The organism is Streptomyces daqingensis (genome assembly GCF_014645895.1).
Classification (GTDB): domain Bacteria; phylum Actinomycetota; class Actinomycetes; order Streptomycetales; family Streptomycetaceae; genus Streptomyces; species Streptomyces daqingensis.
The window spans coordinates 1-17,877 of sequence record NZ_BMMP01000032.1 but is presented as its reverse complement, the minus strand read 5'-3'; the positions used below and the strand labels follow the sequence as shown (position 1 = coordinate 17,877).

16 protein-coding genes are annotated in these 17,877 nt (G+C 72.9%); 7 read left to right on the top strand and 9 right to left on the bottom strand.

From position 1 onward, the window contains the following. Window positions 1-396 precede the first annotated feature (396 nt). On the bottom strand, window positions 397-1,242 hold the full coding sequence (locus IEY56_RS28005) for an SDR family oxidoreductase (RefSeq protein ID WP_189040092.1): 846 nt from the start codon (window positions 1,240-1,242) through the stop codon (window positions 397-399). A 120-nt stretch (window positions 1,243-1,362) separates the two neighbouring features. Here IEY56_RS28005 and IEY56_RS28000 point away from each other — a divergent pair, with 120 nt between their 5' ends. The 3 genes from IEY56_RS28000 to IEY56_RS27990 all read left to right on the top strand — a co-directional run bounded on the left by IEY56_RS28000 (window position 1,363) and on the right by IEY56_RS27990 (window position 5,725). Further along, entirely contained in the window at window positions 1,363-2,991 is a 1,629-nt protein-coding gene (locus IEY56_RS28000; protein WP_189040091.1) for an alkaline phosphatase D family protein, read from the top strand. Between the two features lie 111 nt (window positions 2,992-3,102). Next, window positions 3,103-4,542, top strand: coding sequence for a multidrug effflux MFS transporter (locus IEY56_RS27995; protein ID WP_189040090.1), 1,440 nt, complete (start codon window positions 3,103-3,105; stop codon window positions 4,540-4,542). 118 nt (window positions 4,543-4,660) lie between these two features. Continuing rightward, on the top strand, window positions 4,661-5,725 hold the full coding sequence (locus tag IEY56_RS27990; protein WP_229712262.1) for a small ribosomal subunit Rsm22 family protein: 1,065 nt from the start codon (window positions 4,661-4,663) through the stop codon (window positions 5,723-5,725). Between the two features lie 134 nt (window positions 5,726-5,859). Here the strand turns inward: IEY56_RS27990 and ddaH are convergent, their stop codons facing one another. After that, window positions 5,860-6,678 (bottom strand): dimethylargininase, encoded by an 819-nt coding sequence (ddaH, locus tag IEY56_RS27985; RefSeq protein WP_373292208.1) that lies wholly within the window; start codon window positions 6,676-6,678, stop codon window positions 5,860-5,862. 329 nt (window positions 6,679-7,007) lie between these two features. Between ddaH and IEY56_RS27980 the strand changes: the two genes are divergently transcribed. Then, entirely contained in the window at window positions 7,008-7,646 is a 639-nt protein-coding gene (locus tag IEY56_RS27980) for a TetR/AcrR family transcriptional regulator (RefSeq protein WP_189040089.1), read from the top strand. Window positions 7,647-7,961: 315 nt separating this feature from the next. Here IEY56_RS27980 and IEY56_RS27975 read toward each other — a convergent pair whose 3' ends face one another. Both IEY56_RS27975 and IEY56_RS27970 read right to left on the bottom strand, forming a co-directional pair. Next, window positions 7,962-8,354: a VOC family protein gene (locus IEY56_RS27975; RefSeq protein ID WP_189040088.1), complete on the bottom strand. Its 393-nt coding sequence runs from the start codon at window positions 8,352-8,354 to the stop codon at window positions 7,962-7,964. Between the two features lie 181 nt (window positions 8,355-8,535). Next, window positions 8,536-9,435 carry a glycerophosphodiester phosphodiesterase gene (locus IEY56_RS27970; RefSeq protein WP_189040087.1) on the bottom strand — a complete coding sequence of 300 codons (900 nt, stop codon included), beginning with the start codon at window positions 9,433-9,435 and terminating at the stop codon, window positions 8,536-8,538. Between the two features lie 343 nt (window positions 9,436-9,778). Between IEY56_RS27970 and IEY56_RS27965 the strand changes: the two genes are divergently transcribed. After that, window positions 9,779-10,528 carry a bifunctional DNA primase/polymerase gene (locus IEY56_RS27965; RefSeq protein ID WP_189040086.1) on the top strand — a complete coding sequence of 250 codons (750 nt, stop codon included), beginning with the start codon at window positions 9,779-9,781 and terminating at the stop codon, window positions 10,526-10,528. Between the two features lie 133 nt (window positions 10,529-10,661). On the opposite strand, the gene IEY56_RS27960 is transcribed toward IEY56_RS27965, so the two are convergent. Further along, window positions 10,662-11,663: an SCO2278 family lipoprotein gene (locus tag IEY56_RS27960; protein WP_229712261.1), complete on the bottom strand. Its 1,002-nt coding sequence runs from the start codon at window positions 11,661-11,663 to the stop codon at window positions 10,662-10,664. A gap of 557 nt (window positions 11,664-12,220) precedes the next feature. Here IEY56_RS27960 and IEY56_RS27955 point away from each other — a divergent pair. After that, window positions 12,221-12,622, top strand: coding sequence for an SH3 domain-containing protein (locus IEY56_RS27955; protein ID WP_045863154.1), 402 nt, complete (start codon window positions 12,221-12,223; stop codon window positions 12,620-12,622). Between the two features lie 45 nt (window positions 12,623-12,667). On the opposite strand, the gene IEY56_RS27950 is transcribed toward IEY56_RS27955, so the two are convergent. Then, the gene (locus IEY56_RS27950) at window positions 12,668-13,339 is read right to left on the bottom strand and encodes a biliverdin-producing heme oxygenase (protein ID WP_189040085.1); all 672 of its coding nucleotides are present in this window, start codon (window positions 13,337-13,339) and stop codon (window positions 12,668-12,670) included. 102 nt (window positions 13,340-13,441) lie between these two features. Then, a complete protein-coding gene (gene map, locus IEY56_RS27945) occupies window positions 13,442-14,299 on the bottom strand; it encodes a type I methionyl aminopeptidase (RefSeq protein WP_189040084.1) in 858 nt (285 codons plus the stop codon). 52 nt (window positions 14,300-14,351) lie between these two features. On the opposite strand from map, the gene IEY56_RS27940 reads away from it, so the two are divergent. Further along, a complete protein-coding gene (locus tag IEY56_RS27940; RefSeq protein ID WP_045863151.1) occupies window positions 14,352-14,585 on the top strand; it encodes a hypothetical protein in 234 nt (77 codons plus the stop codon). A gap of 40 nt (window positions 14,586-14,625) precedes the next feature. Here the strand turns inward: IEY56_RS27940 and IEY56_RS27935 are convergent, their stop codons facing one another. Beyond that, on the bottom strand, window positions 14,626-16,626 hold the full coding sequence (locus IEY56_RS27935) for a DUF2264 domain-containing protein (protein ID WP_189040083.1): 2,001 nt from the start codon (window positions 16,624-16,626) through the stop codon (window positions 14,626-14,628). Beyond that, window positions 16,623-17,603, bottom strand: a complete 981-nt coding sequence (locus IEY56_RS27930) for a hydroxyacid dehydrogenase (RefSeq protein ID WP_229712263.1) — start codon at window positions 17,601-17,603, stop codon at window positions 16,623-16,625. The genes IEY56_RS27935 and IEY56_RS27930 overlap by 4 nt, the downstream gene beginning before the upstream one ends. Window positions 17,604-17,877 lie beyond the last annotated feature (274 nt).

The following is a 17,877-nucleotide window of genomic DNA, read 5'->3' as shown; positions in this document are numbered from 1 at the left end:
CACCGAGCCAGAAGGCCCTCACCCATTTCAAGATCACCTACCGGTGATCACCGTCACCAACCTCCGTGGACAGAACAGCTAGGGTGCGTCGTTTGGATCTTCGTGGTTCGGCGAGTGGCGTCCGGTGCGTCCGGATGCCCGGCGGAGGATCGCCCTCGTACTTGGGGTCTCCCATGCCGAAGGCCAGGGGAGTGCTCGGCTACTTCGACAACGCAGCAGACGGGCGTGCTGGGCGTCGCGAGCCCGCGAAGATCCAAACGACCTGGATCCCGTCCGGCCGGATCCCGTCCGGCAGACGGCGACATCCGCCCGCGTCCGGAGCCGACGGGGCGCGGGGGAGCGGGGTTAACGGCCGGCTCCCCGGACGTCCGGCGGCCCGCTCCCGCCGGACGGCCGTCAGCCGCGTCCGACGTACGGCATCGCCGTGGCCATCACCGTCACGAACTGCACGTTCGCCTCCAGCGGCAGCTGCGCCATGTGCAGCACGGTGCGGGCGACATCGGCGGCGTCCATCAGCGGCTCCGCTGCGGTCGTCCCGTTCGCCTGCGGTACGCCCTCGCGCATCCGCGCCGTCATCTCGGTGGCCGCGTTGCCGACGTCGATCTGCCCGCACGCGATGCCGTACGGGCGGCCGTCCAGGGAGAGGGATTTGGTGAGGCCCGTCATCGCGTGCTTGGTCGCGGTGTAGGCGACGGAGCCGGGACGGGGCGCGTGCGCCGAGACCGAGCCGTTGTTGACGATCCGCCCGCCCTGGGGGCTCTGCGCCTTCATCAGGCGGAACGCGCCCTGCGCGCACAGGAACGCCCCGGTCAGGTTGACGTCGACGACGCCCCGCCACTCCTCGGGCGTCATCTCCTCCAGCGGCGTGGACGGGCCGAACACGCCGGCGTTGTTGAACAGCAGGTCCAGCCTGCCGTCGCCGTCCCGCACTGCGTCGAACAGCGCCGTCACGGAGTCCGGATCGGTGACGTCCGTCGGGCAGACCCTGTGGGCGGCCGGTCCCGCAGCCGCCGGAGCACCGGCGTCCGTGCGGGCCCCGGCGGCCCGTGAGGCGAGGCGTGCGGTCTCCTCCAGCGGCTCGCGGCGCCGGCCGGCGAGCGTCAACGACCAGCCCGCGGCGCCCAGTTCGACGGCTACGGCCCGGCCGATGCCGGAACCGGCGCCCGTCACGACGGCCGTCCTGCCCGCTTGGCCCGCCGTGCCTCCGCCCTGTCCGGGGTCCGCGCTGCTGCTCGTCGTCATGCGCGCAGAGTACGTGCCGCCGCCCGCACGCCGCCGCGCGGGCGGCAGGCCACCGGATCGCCATGTGCCTGTCGCGTGTCTGCCGACTCACAGCCTCCCGCGGACTGTGCAATCGCATGTATGACGCAGCCATTGATCACGGAGAGCGATCATCGTGCGGCGGCTCGGCACCTGGGCCGGCGCAGACTGCTGACGGGGACGGCGGCGACCGTGGCGCTCGCCCTGGGTACGAACCTCCCCCTGCGCGCCCAGGCCGTTCCGGGACTCGACCCGTCAGCCATCGACAAGGACCCCTTCACGCTGGGCGTCGCCTCGGGCGACCCGCTGCCGGACTCCGTCGTGCTGTGGACCCGCCTGGCACCCGAACCGTTCGAACCGGACAGCGGCCTCGCCGCCGGTGCCGTCGACGTCCGCTGGGAGCTGGCCTCGGACGCGGGCTTCACCCGCACGGTCGACAGCGGGAAAGTCACAGCCCACCCCGAGTTCCACCACTCCGTCCACGTCGTGCCGGAGGGCCTCAAGCCCCGCACCCGCTACTACTACCGCTTCACGGTGGGCGACTGGACCAGCCCCACCGGGCGCACCCGCACCGCTCCGGCGGCCGACGACGACCCCGCGTCGCTGCGCTTCGCCTCCGTCTCCTGCCAGGCGTACCACGACGGGTACTTCACAGCGCTGCGGCATCTCGCCGAGGAGGAGGACCTCGACGCCGTCCTGCACCTCGGCGACTACCTCTACGAGTACGCGGTGGACACCCACGGCGGCGACCGCGCCGACCCGGCCCTCCGGCTCCCCGACCGGTTCAACAAGGAGACCACCACCCTGGAGGACTACCGGCTGCGCTACGCGCTCTACCACAGCGACCCGGACCTGCAGGCCGCGCACGCCGCCCACCCCTGGATCGTCACGTGGGACGACCACGAGGTGGAGAACAACTACGCGGACGAGGTGCCGGACGGTTCCCCGCCCGAGGTCTTCCCCGCCCGGCGGGCCGCCGCGTACCGCGCCTACTACGAGAACCTTCCGCTGCGCCCGCCCCAGCAGCCCTCGGGCCCGGGCCTGCGGCTGTACCGGAGGCTGCACTTCGGGCGGCTCGCGCAGCTGGACGTCCTGGACGGACGGCAGTACCGCGACGACCAGGCGGCGGGAGACGGCTGGCAGGTGCCGACCGAGGAGACCGAACGGCCCGAGCGGACCCTGCTCGGCGCCGCCCAGGAGCGATGGCTCGCCGACGGCTGGCGGAGCTCGCGCGCGGTGTGGAACCTCGTGCCGCAGCAGTGCGTCCTCTCCCGCCGCCGCGAACGGACCACCGGCCCCTACCCCCTGTCGATGGACGCCTGGGACGGCTACCCGGCGGCGCGCGGGCGCTTCGTCGAGTCGGCGCGGGCGGCGGGCGTGGAGAACCTGGTCGTCCTCACCGGGGACGTGCACGTGCACTACGCCATGGACATCAAGGAGGACTTCGATGACGCCGCGTCACGCACCGTCGGTGTGGAACTGGTCACCACCTCGCTCGCCAGCGGAGGCGACGGAGTAGCCCGGCCGGGGAACTGGCGGACCCTGATGGAGGCCAACCCCCATATGCGTTTCTACGACGGCCGCCGCGGATACGTCCTCATCACCCTTGACCAGCGGCAACTACGTGCCGACTACCGCACGGTCGACGTGGTGACGAAGCCGGGGGCGCCCGTCTCGACCGCCGCCACCTTCGTCTCCCGCAAGGGCGAACCGGGCCTCACCCAGGCCTGACGCAGTGCGCGCGGACCTCGTGTACGGGTGGGGCGGACGGGAAACCAGTGGGCCGGGCTGAAGAAGCTCTGGGAGAATGTATGGGCTGACAACAATCTCTTGGAGAGGTGCATGACCGACCCCGGCTCGGCCCGATCGGCCGCCGCGACAGCATCCACCGCCGACCACGAACCCGCCGTCCAGGGCGACGAACTGGGCGGCGGCTCCCGCGGGGCCCCGTCCGAGCACGCCGCGGGAGCCGCCGCACCCGCCGGCGACCCGGTGGGCACGCCCGCCGCGGACGCGGCGCCGGCCGGACGGCGCACCGCACCGCACACGGTCTCCAAGCCCGCCGGGTCCGGGCTGACCCCGCGCGCCCGCGCGGGCCTGCTGGTGACGCTCATCCTCGGCAGCCTCACGTCGCTGCCGGCGCTGTCGATGGACATGTACCTTCCGGCGCTTCCCGAGGTGGCGAGCACACTCGGCACCCCCGCGGCCACCGCGCAGCTCACGCTGACCGCGTGCCTGCTGGGGCTCGCCGCGGGGCAGTTGGTGGTCGGGCCGATGTCCGACCAGTTCGGCCGCCGCCGCCCGCTCCTCATCGGGATGTGCGCCTACGTGCTGGCCAGCGCGGCGTGCGCGCTGGCGCCCACCATCGAGACGCTGATCGTCTGCCGCGTCGTGCAGGGCCTCGCGGGAGCCGCGGGCATAGTCATAGCCCGCGCCGTCGTACGCGACATGTACGACGGCCTCGCCATGGCCCGCTTCTTCTCCACTCTCATGCTGATAGGCGGGCTCGCCCCGATCCTCGCCCCCGTACTGGGCGGCCAGATACTCCGCTTCACCGACTGGCGGGGCGTCTTCCTCATCCTCGCCGGCGCGGGCGTACTCATCACCGTCGTCACGGCGCGCAGCCTCCCCGAGACCCTTCCGCCCGGCGGCCGCCAGAAGGGCGGCGTCCCCAACGCCCTCCGCACGATGCGCGGCCTCTTCGCCGACCGCGTCTTCACGGGGTACATGGTGGCGGGCAGCTTCTCCTTCGCGGCGCTCTTCTCCTACGTCTCGGCCTCGCCGTTCGTCATGCAGGAGATCTACGGCGCCAGCCCGCAGACCTTCAGCCTCCTCTTCATGGTCAACTCGATCGGCCTCGTCGCCGCCGGACAGATCAACGGCAAGATCCTGGTGGGCCGGGTGCCGCTGGACAGGGTCCTCGGGTTCGGGCTGTGCATGACCGTCGCCGCCGCGATCGCTCTGCTCCTGCTGACGAGCGGGGTGTTCGGGCACGCGGGGCTCTTCCCCGTCGCCGCCTGGCTGTGCGTCCTGATGACCGGCATGGGATTCGTGATGCCCAACGCCAACTCCCAGGGCCTTATGCGCGCTCCCCACGCGGCCGGGTCGGCCTCCGCCCTCCTGGGCACCGCCCAGTTCCTGGTCGGTGCCGTCGCCGTACCGCTGGTCGGCATCGCCGGGGAGCACACGGCCGTGCCGATGGCCGTGGTCCAGCTCAGCGCGCTGACGATCGCCGTGGGCGCGTTCGCCGGACTGTGCCGGCCGTGGCGTACCCGCGGCTGACGACGGGAGGCCATCCGGGCCGGTGACGGCGAAGCCCCCGGCCCGGCCGCGGTCGGCCCGGGCCGCCGAGCCCTACCGCCCCGCGTTCCGCTGTCCGCGCGCTCCATAGACTGCTGCGGTGATCGAGGAAGAACTGCGGGGCGCACTGGCCCGACTGGTCGACGGACTGCCTCCCCGGAAGGCGTCCGCCGCAGTGGAACGGCTCATGGCCGGCTACCGGGGCGAGACCCCGACGGGCGCACCCCTGCTGCGCGACCGCGCCGACGTCGTCGCCTACGCGGCGTACCGGATGCCCGCCACCTTCGCCGCGGCAGCCTCGGCGCTGGCCGACTTCGCCGCACGCACCGGCGGCTGGCGGCCGGCCACCCACCTCGACCTGGGCGGCGGTACGGGCGCCGCCGTGTGGGCGGCCGCAGCGGTCTGGGGCGACGACGCCCCCGGCGGCGGGCCCCGACGCACCACGGTGCTCGACTGGGCGGAACCCGCCCTCGGCCTGGGACGCGAACTGGCAGCGGGCGCGGGCCGCACGGCCGGAGACGCCGGAACCGGGAGGGCCCTGCGCGAAGCGGAGTGGCGCCTCCGGTCGCTGCGCGGGCAGCCGGACGGGACGCCGCTGCCGTCCGCGGATCTGGTCACCGTCTCCTACGTCCTGGGCGAACTGTCCGGGCCCGACCGCGACGCTGCCGTCGCGGCCGCGATCGGCGCCGCTCCCGCGGTGGTGGTCACCGAACCCGGGACGCCCGACGGCTACGCCCGCGTCATGGCGGCACGTGACCAGCTCATCGGCTCCGGTATGCGCGTCCTCGCGCCGTGCCCGCACAGCGCGCGCTGCCCGATGGTGCCGGGCGAGGACTGGTGCCACTTCGGGACACGGGTCAACAGGTCCTCGCTGCTCCGGCAGGTCAAGAGCGGCTCACTGCCGTACGAGGACGAGAAGTTCAGCTACGTCGCCGCCGTCCGTCCGGAGATCACGGGAGAGCCGGCCACGGGACGCGTCGTGCGCCGCCCGCAGAAACGCAAGGGCCAGGTCCTGCTCGACCTGTGCACCCGCGACGACGGCCTCCGCGCGGCGACGGTCACCAAGCGCCACGGCGCGGCCTACCGGGAGGCCCGCGACGTGAAGTGGGGCGACACCTGGCCCGTGCCCGGCCCCGGCACAGGCGGAGCGGGTTCCGCCGGCTGACGGGAGCCGGCCGCGGCCGCCGGGAGACGCGGACGGGAGGCGGCGTCCGGGCGTGACGTCGCACGGACGTGTGGTCGTACGGACGTGAGAAGGGAGCGCGCGGGCTGACGCGCGGTGCCCGCGCGCTCCGCGGATCAGGCCGCCGGGCGCAGTTCGGCGGTGACGCACTTCACGCTGCCGCCGCCCTTCAGCAACTCCGACAGGTCGATGGGAATCGGCTCGTAGCCCCGCTCACGCAGAGGGTCGAGCAGCCCGACGGCGGCCTGCGGCAGGAACACGTGGTGGCCGTCGCTCACCGAGTTCATGCCGAACGCCTCGGCGTCCGTCTCGGCCGCGATCAGGGCCTCGGGGAACATGCGCTTCAGCACTGCCTGGCTGCCGGGCGAGAAGGCGGGCGGGTAGTACATGACCTCGTTTCCGCCCAGCACGCACAGCGCGGTGTCCAGGTGGTAGTACCGCGGGTCGACGAGGTCGAGGCCGATGATCGGACGGCCGAAGAACTCCTGCACCTCACCGTGCGAGAGGGGGCTGCTGCGGAAGCCCCGGCCGGCGAGGAGCCAGTCGTCCATGACCGCGAAGTCGCCCTCGCCCTCGTTGATGTGCTCCGGCTCCCGCACCTCCGTGAACCCGTTCGCGCGGTACCACTCGCGGTGGGCGGCCGCCTCGTCCGCGCGTTCACGGTGTGCGAAGCGGGCGCCGAGGACCCGGCCGTCGACGACGAGGGCGCCGTTGGCGGAGTACACCATGTCCGGGAGGCCGGGCAGCGGCTCCAGCTCCTCGACCGTGTGACCGTAGGCGCGGTAGCGGTCCCGGAGCTCCTCCCACTGGGCCTGCGCGAGGGGGAGGTCCACGGGCTTGTCCGGATCCATCCACGGGTTGATGGAGTACGTGACGCGGAAGTGTGCCGGTGGGCACATCAGGAAGCGGCGGGGGGTGTACCCGGGTCCGTACAACGAAGGCTCCTCACGGGGTGGTCGACGAGTACCTTGCTCGCCCATGGTGCGCCCTCAGGAGCCCTTCGCGCGCAGAAGTATCCGCAATCTTTTCCCGCCGGGGCCTCCCGGGCGCCCGACTGGCCGCCCTGCCAGGCATTTCCGCCGTTTCGTCCCCCGCGGCCGTGGCCCCGCCGACGGTTCGCCGCATGACGGTACGGGCGGCCCCCGCCCTTCTGCCGCGCCCCTTCCTCCGTCGTCTCGGCCCTTCCGACTCCCGGGGTCCGCGGGGGAGTTCGCACCCCGGGCGGGCAGTCCGTCCCGCCTCCGGGGATTGCTAGATTCTGCCCATGTCCTCCGCTGCTCCCGGCTCGTCCTCCGCCTCCGGGGGGCGCCGCTTCCGCACCCCCGACGCCTCCCGCCGCAGCGAGCGCTCCCGGCGCGCCATCCTCGACGCGAGCATGGAACTGGTCGGCGAGGTCGGCTACAACAGGCTGACGATCGAGGCGGTCGCCGCCCGTGCCGGCGTCGGCAAGCAGACCATCTACCGCTGGTGGCCCTCCAAGGCCGCGGTGCTGCTGGAGGCCTTCACCACGGTCGTCACCGACGACGAGTACGAGGCGGGCATCCCGGACACGGGCGACCTGGAGGCGGATCTCAAGCAGGTGCTCCGCGCGACGGTCGACGAGTTCACCGATGCCGCCTTCGAGGCCCCCTACCGTGCGCTCGCGGTGGCCGGAGCGGCCGACGCGGAGCTCTCCGAGCAGTTCCTGGAGCGGCTCATGGCCCCCGGCATGGAGGTCTACTCCCGCAGGCTCCGCTCCGCGCAGGAGGCCGGGCAGATCGCGGAGGACGTCGACATCGGGCTGGCCGTGGAGATGCTGCTCGGCCCGTTTCAGCAGCGCTGGCTGCAGCGCACCGGCAACCTCACGCACGAGTTCACCGACGCGCTCGTCGACCTCGCGCTGCGGGGACTCGCACCCCGCTAGGGGCTGTCTGACAAATGGCGCCGTTCGCCCGGAGGGCGGGGCTCGCGTCGTCTGGTGCGTGCGGGTGCAAGGCGGAGGTCCGTCCTCGTAGTGGGCTACTCGGTCGGTCCGACAACGCAGCAGACGTGCGTGCCGGACACCGCCAACCAGGCGGGATTTGTCAGACAAAACCTAGGGCACGAGGCCGCCCAGCGGACGGAACGTGCCGCGCTCACGGCGGGCTCGTGTTCACGGCGGGCTCGCGTTCTCGGCGAGAAGGGCGTCCGCTGGGGGCGGCCGCCCGGTAACCGAAGCGGCTTGTCCAGAACCGGTCCGCTATGGGATCTCCTTGTGAACGGCCTCGACGTTGTTGCCGTCGGGATCGCTGACGAACGAGCAGTAGGCGCGGTACTCGCCCCATGAGCGAGGAGGGTGCCGGGATGTGCCCCCGGCCGCCACTGCGGCCGCGTGAAAGGCGTCCACAGCGTCCCGGCTGCCCGCCGTGAACGCGATGTGCATCCCCCTGGTGGCGGCATTCGCCTGCTCCGCACGCTCCAGGGACAGCGAGGGTGTGTCCCGCTCCGGATGCCAGTACTCGGTCACGCCGTCGGCCCGATAGCCGACGCCGATGCCGAGCGGCGCCAGCACGGAGGTGTAGAAGCGCTCACTCGCCTCGAAGTCCGAGGCGAACACGCCCAGGTGATGGACGAAGGGCATCGCTGCTTCCATGCCGGTCGAGCCTACGTAACGGACGGAGCAGCACGCGGCACTCGCACCGACCCGGTGATCGTCTCCTGGCGGAGCATGAGCTGCCCAGCTGCCCAGCTGCCCAGCTGCCCAGCTGCCCGGCTGCCCCGGCGGTCCCTCCGGACCGCTCCCGGCACCTCCCGGCCCCTCGGCGGCGCCCGTATCAACTCCCGTTCCGGGCCCGCATGTTCGCCGTCCTGGGCCGCTCGCCGCTGTCCGTGCGTGCCAGCAGCCGCGGGGCGTCCGTCATCACGCCGTCGCATCCCAGCCGCAGCACCCGGTCCCGTGCGGCGGGGGTGAGGACGGTGTGCGCCCACACCCGTGCGATACCGGACCGTGCCGCCCTGCGGATGTCGGAACCGCGCGCGCGGTGGTCCACGCTGAGCATGTCGACGAAGCGGCGCCACCGGGACGGCCGGTCCGTACGGGCCTGCTCCACCGACCGCCACACCGAGGTCAGCAGCCCCATCCGGTGCGCACGCGCGGCGAGCCGCACGCTGTTCGACTGCACGTAGACGGACCTCGTCAGACCCCTCTCGCGCACCAGACGCGCAAGTGGCCGCAGGGCCTCCGCGTCCTTGATCTCGATGTTGAGCACGGTCTTCCCGCCGAACCGGTCGAGCACCTCCGCCGCCGTCGGCGGACGCTCCCGGCGCCAGTTACCCGGCAGGTCCGGGGAGGGCCGGATGCGCACCCGGCGCCAGTCCCGCAGGGAGAGCTCGCCGACGGGCCCGCTGTGGTCGGTCGTCCGGTCGAGCGTCCGGTCGTGCATCGCCACCGGCGTTCCGCCGCGGAGCGAACGCACGTCCACGTCGAGTACGTGGGTGGTGTGTTCGCGGTACGTGGCCAGCAGGCCGCTCATGCTGTTCTCCGGCACTTCGAGGGCGCCGCCCCGGTGCGCCGCGTACACCGTCCCGGGAAGACCGTCGACGAGGGGCCCGTCGTCCGCGCGGATGCGTGCGGGCGCGCACCCCGGCGCGAGTGCGACGGGGGCCAGGACCGCGAGCGGGAAGAGCAGCCGGAGCAGCAGGGCCCTGGCGCTCGTGAGCGGGACCGCGACCATGGCTCACAAGCTAGGCGGGGGTCACGGCACGTGCCGTCCGGAGCGGTCCATACGTGGAGGTACGCGGTACACACGGCATGCACGGCATATGCGTCACGGCTGCCCCGCGGCGGTACCGGGCCGGGCGGGCGCGGCTGCCGTACAAGGATCCGCCGCGCACGGGTACCCGCCCCGCCAGGACAGGAACGATCCGTGCGGAGAGACAGCATCGCGACCGGTCACGGCGCTTGTGCGTGACGGTCGGTCAGCCCCGATCCGTGGATTCGCCGCAGAGTGCGCGCTGTGCTGCGTAGTCTCGGAGATCCACGGTTGTGTGGTCGCTAGGTGCGGAGTGAGGCGGTAGATGGAAAGCGAGAGCAGGTTCGACCGGTGGCTGCGCCAGTTCACGCGGTCCGGTCCCCGGGCGAAGGCCAGGAACGCCGGCGCGCAAGCCGACGCCGCCCGCGCCCGTACGGAACTCCTGCTGACCGCCGCCGAGGCGGGCTTCCCGCTCGCGCCCGCCGCCCACCCCTCGGGGTACGGCTGCTCCTGCGTACGCATCGGCTGCCCGACTCCCGGACGTCACCCCGTCTCCTTCGGCTGGCAGACGCAGGCCACCACGGACTCCGAGCAGATCCGGCGCTGGGCCGAGAGCCAGCCCGAGGCGAACTTCGTCGCCGCCACCGGCAAGGACCACGACGTGCTCGACGTACCCGCCGAGGCGGGCCGGGCGGCTCTGGAGCGGCTGGAGTCGGAGGGGGTGCCGCTGGGGCCCGTCGCCGTCTCGGGCGGCGACCGCATGCTCTTCTTCACGGCCACGCGCGGCACTCCGGACGACGAGGAGGAGTGGTGGCCCTGCGAACTGGACTGCCACCCGGAGACGATGGACGAGCACCCGGGCCTGCGCTGGCACTGCCGCGGCAGCTACGTGCTCGTACCGCCCGCCACGCTCCCCGGTCGCGGAGAGGAGGCGCAGGTGCGCTGGGTGCGGCCGCCGGTCTCCGGTGCCGGCGGTCCGGAGGTCCTGCCGGAGCCGCTGACGCTCCTGGAGGCGCTCACCGACGCCTGCGCGGCGTACACGGGCGAGGAGACCGCTCCCTGGCCGGTGCGCTGACCGCGGGCGGGCCGCCGGCCCTCGCCTGACGGCCACTGTGCCGACGTCCCGTCAGGCAGCGGCCCCAGTCACCCGATCGGGTAGCGGTCGCGGGGGAGGACGCCGACTGCCGCCGCCACTCCCGCGGGCCGGCTCACTCGCCCTTGGCGGAGGTCAGCCCGTCGATGCGGTTGAGGAAGCCGACCTGCCCGCCGGCCTTCTTCGACGGCACGGTCACCGCCTGCTCCGACACCCGTACGTACGTCACCGACTGCTTCGGCTCGCCCGTCATCAGCGCCTTCAGCAGCGGGTCCTTCACCGGCGGCTTGTAGCCCTCGGCGAACGTCTCCTTGCTGTGGTGGTGGGAGGCGAAGAAGACCAGCGCCCCGCCGTCCTCGGTGCGCAGGCCGAACGGCGCGTACTGCGGCGCCTTGGCCGCCTGGTCGGCGAACTCCGTCCGCCTGCCCGGCCTGTTGGCCGAGCCCTCACGCTGTGCGCGGCGCTTGCTGGTGTGCGCGCCCGGTGCGAAGTCCTCCTCGCCCTTGCCGTCGCGCAGGTAACTGACGTAGGCGTCGCTCAGCTCGTCCGGCGCGAGTACGAGCCCGTGCCCGCTGGTGCCGGGCACGGCCTTCGCGTAGCCGCCCTTGCCGACGGCGAACTCGGGCATCTCGCTGTTCTCGATCACCGCCAGGTAGGAGGCCTTCCAGGGGGCGTCGGCGCTGTCCCGCTGGAAGACGAACAGCCACCGGCCGTTCCGCATCCGGTTGGTCTGGGTGTCGGCGACGAAGAACTTGGGCCACCCCGCCTGCTTGGGGATCAGGAACCGCTCGTCGGACAGGCGCAGGGGTTTGTAGCCGGGGTTGCCCTCGGGCTGCACCTTCTTGCGGGACTTCAGACCGGCCTGGTCGATGGCGCCGAGCGCGCCCGTCTCCACCGTCGAGTTCAGTTTGACGTCGAACGCCCGGTTGGCCTTGTTGCTCGTCTTGCTGAACTTCTCGAGCACCTTCTTCGCCTCGGCCTTGGAGACCGCGGGGACCACGGCCGTCTCGCCGTGCACCGTCACGCATCCGGAAAGTGCCACCGTCAGCACCGTCGTGGTCGCCGCCGCCCCCAGCAGCCGTACCTGTAGCGCCCGTCGCGTCTGTCGCGCCTTCATCGTGGTCGACCTCCCCGCCCGCCTCGCGGTAACGCACTTTACTGCCCGGCCTGCGGCGTCCGTGCCCGAGGCCGGGGCGAATGACATCATGCGCGGCGCAGCGACCGCACCTGAGGGGGAGCGATGGAGCCCTTCGGGAGGTTCTGCGTGCGGAGCGGCACGCGGGGTCCTCCGGGCCTGGGGCGGCGGCCGGGAAGGCAGCGGGTGACGTGCCGTCAGCCGCGGACCGACCGCGGATCAGCCGTCGAGGGGCGGAGGGTCGCTCCCCGGCCGCCGCGGCGCACCCGTCCGAAGGCTCCCTGAGTCCGGCCGGGCGGCTGGCTGAGCGGTCCTGCCGGACGCCGTCCGCGGCCCCGTCAGGGGGCGCCGCTGAACACCGTGCCGAACCCCGAACTCCGCGTGTGCTGACGCCTTAACCGGGACACAGCTGCATAAAATCGGGCAGAACGTCCCAGTTGTTCCGTGATCCGGCGTGGGGCTGTCCATCGGAGAACGCGTCCTCCCGACGCCGCCTCCGGGCCCCGCCCGCTCGCGGCTTACGGAAAGGAGGCAGCTGAATGGCTGCCACTACTGCTCGTCGTGTACGGATCGCCGCCACGGCTTCCGCCGTCCTCCTGGGCGGATCGCTCCTGGGGGCGAGCGCGGCCGAGGCCGCCGTCGCCGCCCACCCGCACAAGCCCTACGGCGTCGTCACCGCCAAGTCCGGCCTGAACGTGCGCCAGTACCCGAGCACCGACTCCTCGGTGAAGTACGTCCTGCCCTACCGCGCCGAGCGGGGCCTGGACTGCAAGGTCCGCGCGCAGGTCATCCACGGCAACGCCTACTGGTACAAGCTGCGCAACAGCCAGTACTGGATCAGCGCGCGCTACGTCCACAACGTGGGCCACGTGAAGCTGTGCAAGGACCGCTACCCCTCGCCCATGACCGACACCTCCAAGGCGCAGAAGGCCATGGGCTGATCCTGCGGGCGCGCGGCGCGACGGTTCCCGCCCGCTGACCGGGAGTCAGGGGACGGGGGCCTGAAGAGCCGACAGTTCCTCGAAGAGGGCCGTGTTCAGCGCGAAGGCGCGCCTGCATTCGCCGACGATGTTCCGCTTCTCCGCATCGTCGGCCGGTACCGCGTCGAGCAGTTCGCGGTACCCCCGCTTGAAGGCGGCGGGGTTCGGGATGTCCTCGAAGACATAGAACCGGACCCCGTCGCCTTTGCGTGTGAAACCCCAGGTCTTCTCGGCCGTCGAGCGGATGACCTGCCCGCCGGAGAGGTCGCCGAGGTAGCGGGTGTAGTGGTGCGCGACGTAGCCGCCGGGCCAGTCGCGGGCGACCTCGGCGATGCGGTCCGCGTAGTCCGAGGCGGCGGGCAGCGGCGTGATCGTACGGCGCCAGTCCGTGCCGTCGTGGAGGTGGTCCAGATCCCGCTCCAGCGACGGCAGCCGGAACAGCTCCCGCCGAAGGAAGGGCCCGGCGACGGGGTCGCCGGCGAGGCCGCCCGCCCCCTCCTCCAGCGCCCGGTAGACGAACCACAGCTGCTCGGTGTAGCGCACGTACGCGGCCAGCCCGAGCTTCCCGCCGAGCATGTCGCTCACGAACGTGCTGTTCTCCGCCTCCGTGTGCTGTGCGCGCGAGGCGTCACGGATGTGGGCGGAGAAGGGGTGTCCTGCCGGCAGCTGTGGGGTCATGACGACATCATTTACCGACAGGGTGTCGGGAAAACCTCGTAAGGCGCCGTGCCGCCGGCCCCCGGCCCCGCGTGCCGGGTCCGCAGTCCCGGAGGCCCCGTCTCAAGGCAGGGTGAGGATGTCGGCGCCGGTCCCGGTGACGACGAGCGTGTGCTCGAACTGGGCGGTGCGCTTGCGGTCCTTGGTGACGACCGTCCAGCCGTCCTCCCACATGTCCCACTCGTGGGTGCCGAGCGTCAGCATGGGCTCGATCGTGAACGTCATGCCGGGCCTCATCACCGTCGTGGCCCGCTCGTCGTCGTAGTGCGGGATGATCAGGCCGGAGTGGAACGACGAGTTGATGCCGTGGCCCGTGAAGTCGCGGACGACGCCGTAGCCGAAGCGCTTGGCGTAGGACTCGATGACCCGCCCGATGATGTTGATCTGGCGCCCCGGGCGTACGGCCTTGACGGCCCGCGCCAGCGCCTCCCTCGTCCGCTCGACGAGCAGCGTGGACTCCTCGTCGACGTCGCCGCACAGGTAGGTGGCGTTGGTGTCGCCGTGCACGCCGCCGACGAAGGCCGTGACGTCCAGGTTCACGATGTCGCCGTCGCGCAGCACGGTGGAGTCCGGGATGCCGTGGCAGATGACCTCGTTGACGGAGGTGCACAGCGACTTGGGGAAGCGGCGGTAGCCGAGCGTCGAGGGGTAGGCGCCGTGGTCGCACATGTAGGCATGCGCGATCTCGTCCAGCTTGTCCGTGGTGACGCCGGGCGCGATGTGCGCCGCCGCCTCCGCCATCGCCCGCGCGGCGATGCGGCCGGCGGCGCGCATCTTCTCGACGGTCTCCTCGTCCTGCGCCTCGGGCCCGGTGTACGGCGTGGGGGCGTCCTTGCCGACGTACTCGGGACGCGGGATCGACGCGGGGACGGAGCGGTGCGGGGAGAGCTCGCCGGGGGAGAGCAACGACTGGCCAGACATGTGCGCGAGTCTAACTGTGGTAGGGACCGGGCTCAGGGGGGAGCATGACTCCATGGCTCTCTTCAAGCGCAAGACCGCCGGGAAGCCCGGCGAGTGGTTCTACTGCCTCCAGCACGGAAAGGTCGAGGAGGGCCCGGAGTGCCCGGCGAAGAACCGCCTCGGCCCGTTCGGGACGCCCGCCGAGGCGGCACGCGCGCTGGAGACCTCGCAGGAGCGCAACGCCGAGTGGGAGAACGACCCCCGCTGGCAGGACCCGTCACGCGGCAGGGGCGGCGCGGAAGGCTGAAGCCCCGGCGTCGCGCGCCGGTCCCGGGGACGGAGGGTGCTCAGCCGTCGCCCGGAGCCGTGGTGATCCGCGGTGCCTGCGGGGTGAAGGTGATGCGGGTGCGGGCGCCGTCCGAGGCCCATCGGACCTCGAGGGAGTCACGTCCGGCAGAGACGAGGTCGGCCGCGGCCTCCAGGGCGGGGTCCTCCGGCGCGGAAGCGCCGCCGGGCGCCAGGGAGGCCAGCGCGGCGAAGAGCGCCGTGCCCCGCACGTCGCCGGTCAGGGACGGTACGAGCGCCCACCGGGTGAACGCCGTGCCCTGCGGCGCCCGCAGCGTCGAGGGCCGTCCGGTCCCGCTCCAGCCGTGAAGGCCGTGCAGCCGCCCCGTGACGGGTTCCTCGCCGGACGGGCAGTCCTGCTGCGGAGGCGTCGCCCAGCCCGTCAGCCGTACGCGTGCTCCGGGCGGGGCTCCGGTCACGCGGTGCACGCGCAGTTCGAAGGGGCCCCGTACGTAGGTCACGCTCTGCACGGACATGCCGGGCACCATGGGGCCGCCCGAGGCGAAGACCGGGGAGTGCGAGGAGGCCGCCCAGCCCCAGGTGCCGTCGGGGGCGGCCTCGGCGCCGAGGGGGCGGATGCGGAGGCGGGCGCTGCGGGTGGAGCCGCCCAGCGGGTCGCGGGGATCGGGCAGTTCGACGGCGAAATGGTTGTCGGGGACGTTGCCGCGGGCCGTGGGACCGGTGCGGGTGGAGTAGGCGAGGCGGGCGTAGAGCGGGTCCTCGGCGAGGGCGCTCTCGCCCTCGTGGGCCGGGACGTGGTCGCTGCCGTGGTTGTGGAGGCGGACGAGCCCGTCGCGGCCGGTCGACTGGATCAGGAGCCCGGCGGCGGGGAGTGCCAGCGCCCGGTCGGGGCCCTCGCTGGGTGCGGCCTCCTCCCGTGCGGTCCACACCGGATCGCTCGCGGGCAGCAGCAGCGGGAGCAGCCCCTTGGAGGCCCAGTAGGGCGAGGCGGGGCCCGAGTAGTCCTGCAGCGTCGCTTCGTGGGCGCCGTGCCAGCCCAGCGAGAGCAGGCCGTCCTCGGTGAGGGCGCCCCGGTCGAGGAAGTAGCGCAGGGATCCGCTCAGCAGGCGACGGGAGGCGCCGGGGGCGAGCGGGGTGTGCCCGGTCAGCGCGCCGAGGGCGACGGCCGCGTTGGCGGCGAACCGGTACGTCAGGGAGCGGCCGAAGTGGAGCGGCGCGCCGTTGCCGTCGAAGAGCAGCGCGTAGCTCTCCAGGAAGGTGCGCAACCGCGCGCCGTGGCGCGCCGACTGGCCGGTGTCCTGGGCGAGGTGGGCGTGCAGCAGCGGATACAGGTGGAGGGCCCAGCCGTTGTAGTGGTCGAAGGCGCGGCCGTCGCCGTCGCTGTACCAGCCGTCGCCGGCGTACCAGCCGTCCAGGAGTTCCGTGCCGCGTTCGAGGGCCAGCCAGGTCTCCCTGTCGCCGCGTCCGGCGGACTCCAGGAATCCGGCCACGGTCAGGGGGAAGAGGTACCAGTTGTTGGGCGCCGGTACGTGCCGCAGCGAACCCCGCAGCCATTCGGCGGCACGGTCCTGGACGCCGGGGTCGAGGCGGTCCCACAGCCAGGTGCGGGTCAGCCGCAGCCCGAGGGCGACGGACGCGGACTCCACCATCGGCTGCCCCATGACCGTGTGGTCCCGGACCGGCGGCCACGACTCGGCGTCCTCGCGCCCGGGCGTGCGGGTTCCGGCGGCCAGCCCGCCGGCGTACCTCTGCAGCCAGCCGTGGGGGTCCTCGCCTCCCGCGCCCGCGACGCGGAACGCCGCGGCCAGGAAGGTGCGGGCGTAGCCTTCGAGCCCGTCCGAGCGGACACCGGAGCGGGAGGGGCGGCCCGGGAGGTCGAGCATCGCCCCGCGGGGTGTGGCGTAGCGCCAGGCGGCGTGCAGCAGCCCGTCGGCGACGGCCTCCCAGTGGGCGCGCGTCCATCCGGTGTACGGGCTCGACTCCCTGTCCTCGGGCGGGAGTTCGAAGCGGGCGGGGTACGGGGCGCCAGAGGGTCCGGTCATGCCAGGTAGGCCAGCCTTTCGCGTCGTACGGGATGGGCGAAGCCCTCTCCCGCGGCCCAGCGGGCGACTTCGGAGACCGTCAGATCGGCCAGCCGCCGCAGCTCGTTGCCGAGGGAGCCGGCGATGTGCGGCGTGATCAGCGCGTTCTCGCACTCCCACAGGGGGTGCCCAGGGGGCAGCACCTCCGGCTCCGTCACGTCCAGCACCGCGCTGATCCGCCCGGCGAGGACCGCCTCGGTGAGCGCGTCCTGGTCGAGGACGGCGCCGCGCGCGGTGTTGAGGAGTACGGCGCCGGGCCGCATCGCGGCGAGGAGTTCGCGGGTGACCAGTCCGCGCGTCGCCGGAAGGAGCGGCGTGTGGACGCTCACCACGTCTCCGGCCGCGAAGAGTTCGGGCAGCTCCACCGGCCGCACCCCGAGGGCGGCGGCCTCCTCGGCGGAGACGTACGGGTCGTACAGCAGCACCTCGAAGTCGTACGGGCGCAGCAGCTCGATCACCCTGCGGCCGATGAGCGAGGCACTGCAGATGCCCACAGTGCGACGGTAGTTGCCCATGCCGGGAGGTGAGGCCAGCCAGTCGCCGCGGTCGCGGCGGGCGGCGTACGCGCGGGCGGTCTCCAGCACCCGCTTGCCGCTGAGCAGGATCATCGCGACGGTGTACTCCGCGACCGGACGGGCGTTGGCGGCGGCGGCGGAGGAGACCTCGACGCCCCGCTCCCAGCACGCCTCGGTGATGTGCCCGCGCACGCTGCCGGCCGTGTGCGCGACCGCCCGCAGCGCGGGGGCGGCGGCGAGGACGTCCTCGTCGAGCGGCGGGCAGCCCCAGCCGGTGACCAGCAGCTCCACGTCGGCGAGGACGCGCCGTGCCCTGTCGGTACGGAGGCCGTGGAGCGCGGGCAGAGGCTCGGGGTCGGTGAACTCGGCCAGCGCGTCGAGGACTTCGGCCTCGAGGAGGCTCTGGGCCGCGGCGGGTTCCATGGCGAACGCGATGCGCGGACGGCGCGCCTCCGTACCCGGCCGCGCGCCGCTCGGTCGGTAACCGGGGGAGGCGGTGGTTGTTCCGTCGGCGGGTCTCGGCATGTCTCTCCTCGGCGGAACGGCCGGTGACAGGGCTCCATCGAGGCTGCCCGCTGCCGGGCCCGAGCGCCAGAGGGCAGGGGCGGGCGGACGGGGCCGGGGGGGTGCCTCTATGTGTTTCGTCAAGCGGTGGTTGGGGTGCGTGGTTCGTAGAAGGTGCCGTCTCTGAGCATGG

Coding starts and splice junctions, on each gene's coding strand:
- IEY56_RS28005 (WP_189040092.1), bottom strand. CDS start 1,242: ATGACGACGAGCAGCAGCGCGGACCCCGGACAGGGCGGAGGCACGGCG.
- IEY56_RS28000 (WP_189040091.1), top strand. CDS start 1,363: ATGACGCAGCCATTGATCACGGAGAGCGATCATCGTGCGGCGGCTCGG.
- IEY56_RS27995 (WP_189040090.1), top strand. CDS start 3,103: ATGACCGACCCCGGCTCGGCCCGATCGGCCGCCGCGACAGCATCCACC.
- IEY56_RS27980 (WP_189040089.1), top strand. CDS start 7,008: ATGTCCTCCGCTGCTCCCGGCTCGTCCTCCGCCTCCGGGGGGCGCCGC.
- IEY56_RS27975 (WP_189040088.1), bottom strand. CDS start 8,354: ATGGAAGCAGCGATGCCCTTCGTCCATCACCTGGGCGTGTTCGCCTCG.
- IEY56_RS27970 (WP_189040087.1), bottom strand. CDS start 9,435: ATGGTCGCGGTCCCGCTCACGAGCGCCAGGGCCCTGCTGCTCCGGCTG.
- IEY56_RS27965 (WP_189040086.1), top strand. CDS start 9,779: ATGGAAAGCGAGAGCAGGTTCGACCGGTGGCTGCGCCAGTTCACGCGG.
- IEY56_RS27960 (WP_229712261.1), bottom strand. CDS start 11,663: ATGAAGGCGCGACAGACGCGACGGGCGCTACAGGTACGGCTGCTGGGG.
- IEY56_RS27955 (WP_045863154.1), top strand. CDS start 12,221: ATGGCTGCCACTACTGCTCGTCGTGTACGGATCGCCGCCACGGCTTCC.
- IEY56_RS27950 (WP_189040085.1), bottom strand. CDS start 13,339: ATGACCCCACAGCTGCCGGCAGGACACCCCTTCTCCGCCCACATCCGT.
- map (WP_189040084.1), bottom strand. CDS start 14,299: ATGTCTGGCCAGTCGTTGCTCTCCCCCGGCGAGCTCTCCCCGCACCGC.
- IEY56_RS27940 (WP_045863151.1), top strand. CDS start 14,352: ATGGCTCTCTTCAAGCGCAAGACCGCCGGGAAGCCCGGCGAGTGGTTC.
- IEY56_RS27935 (WP_189040083.1), bottom strand. CDS start 16,626: ATGACCGGACCCTCTGGCGCCCCGTACCCCGCCCGCTTCGAACTCCCG.
- IEY56_RS27930 (WP_229712263.1), bottom strand. CDS start 17,603: ATGGAACCCGCCGCGGCCCAGAGCCTCCTCGAGGCCGAAGTCCTCGAC.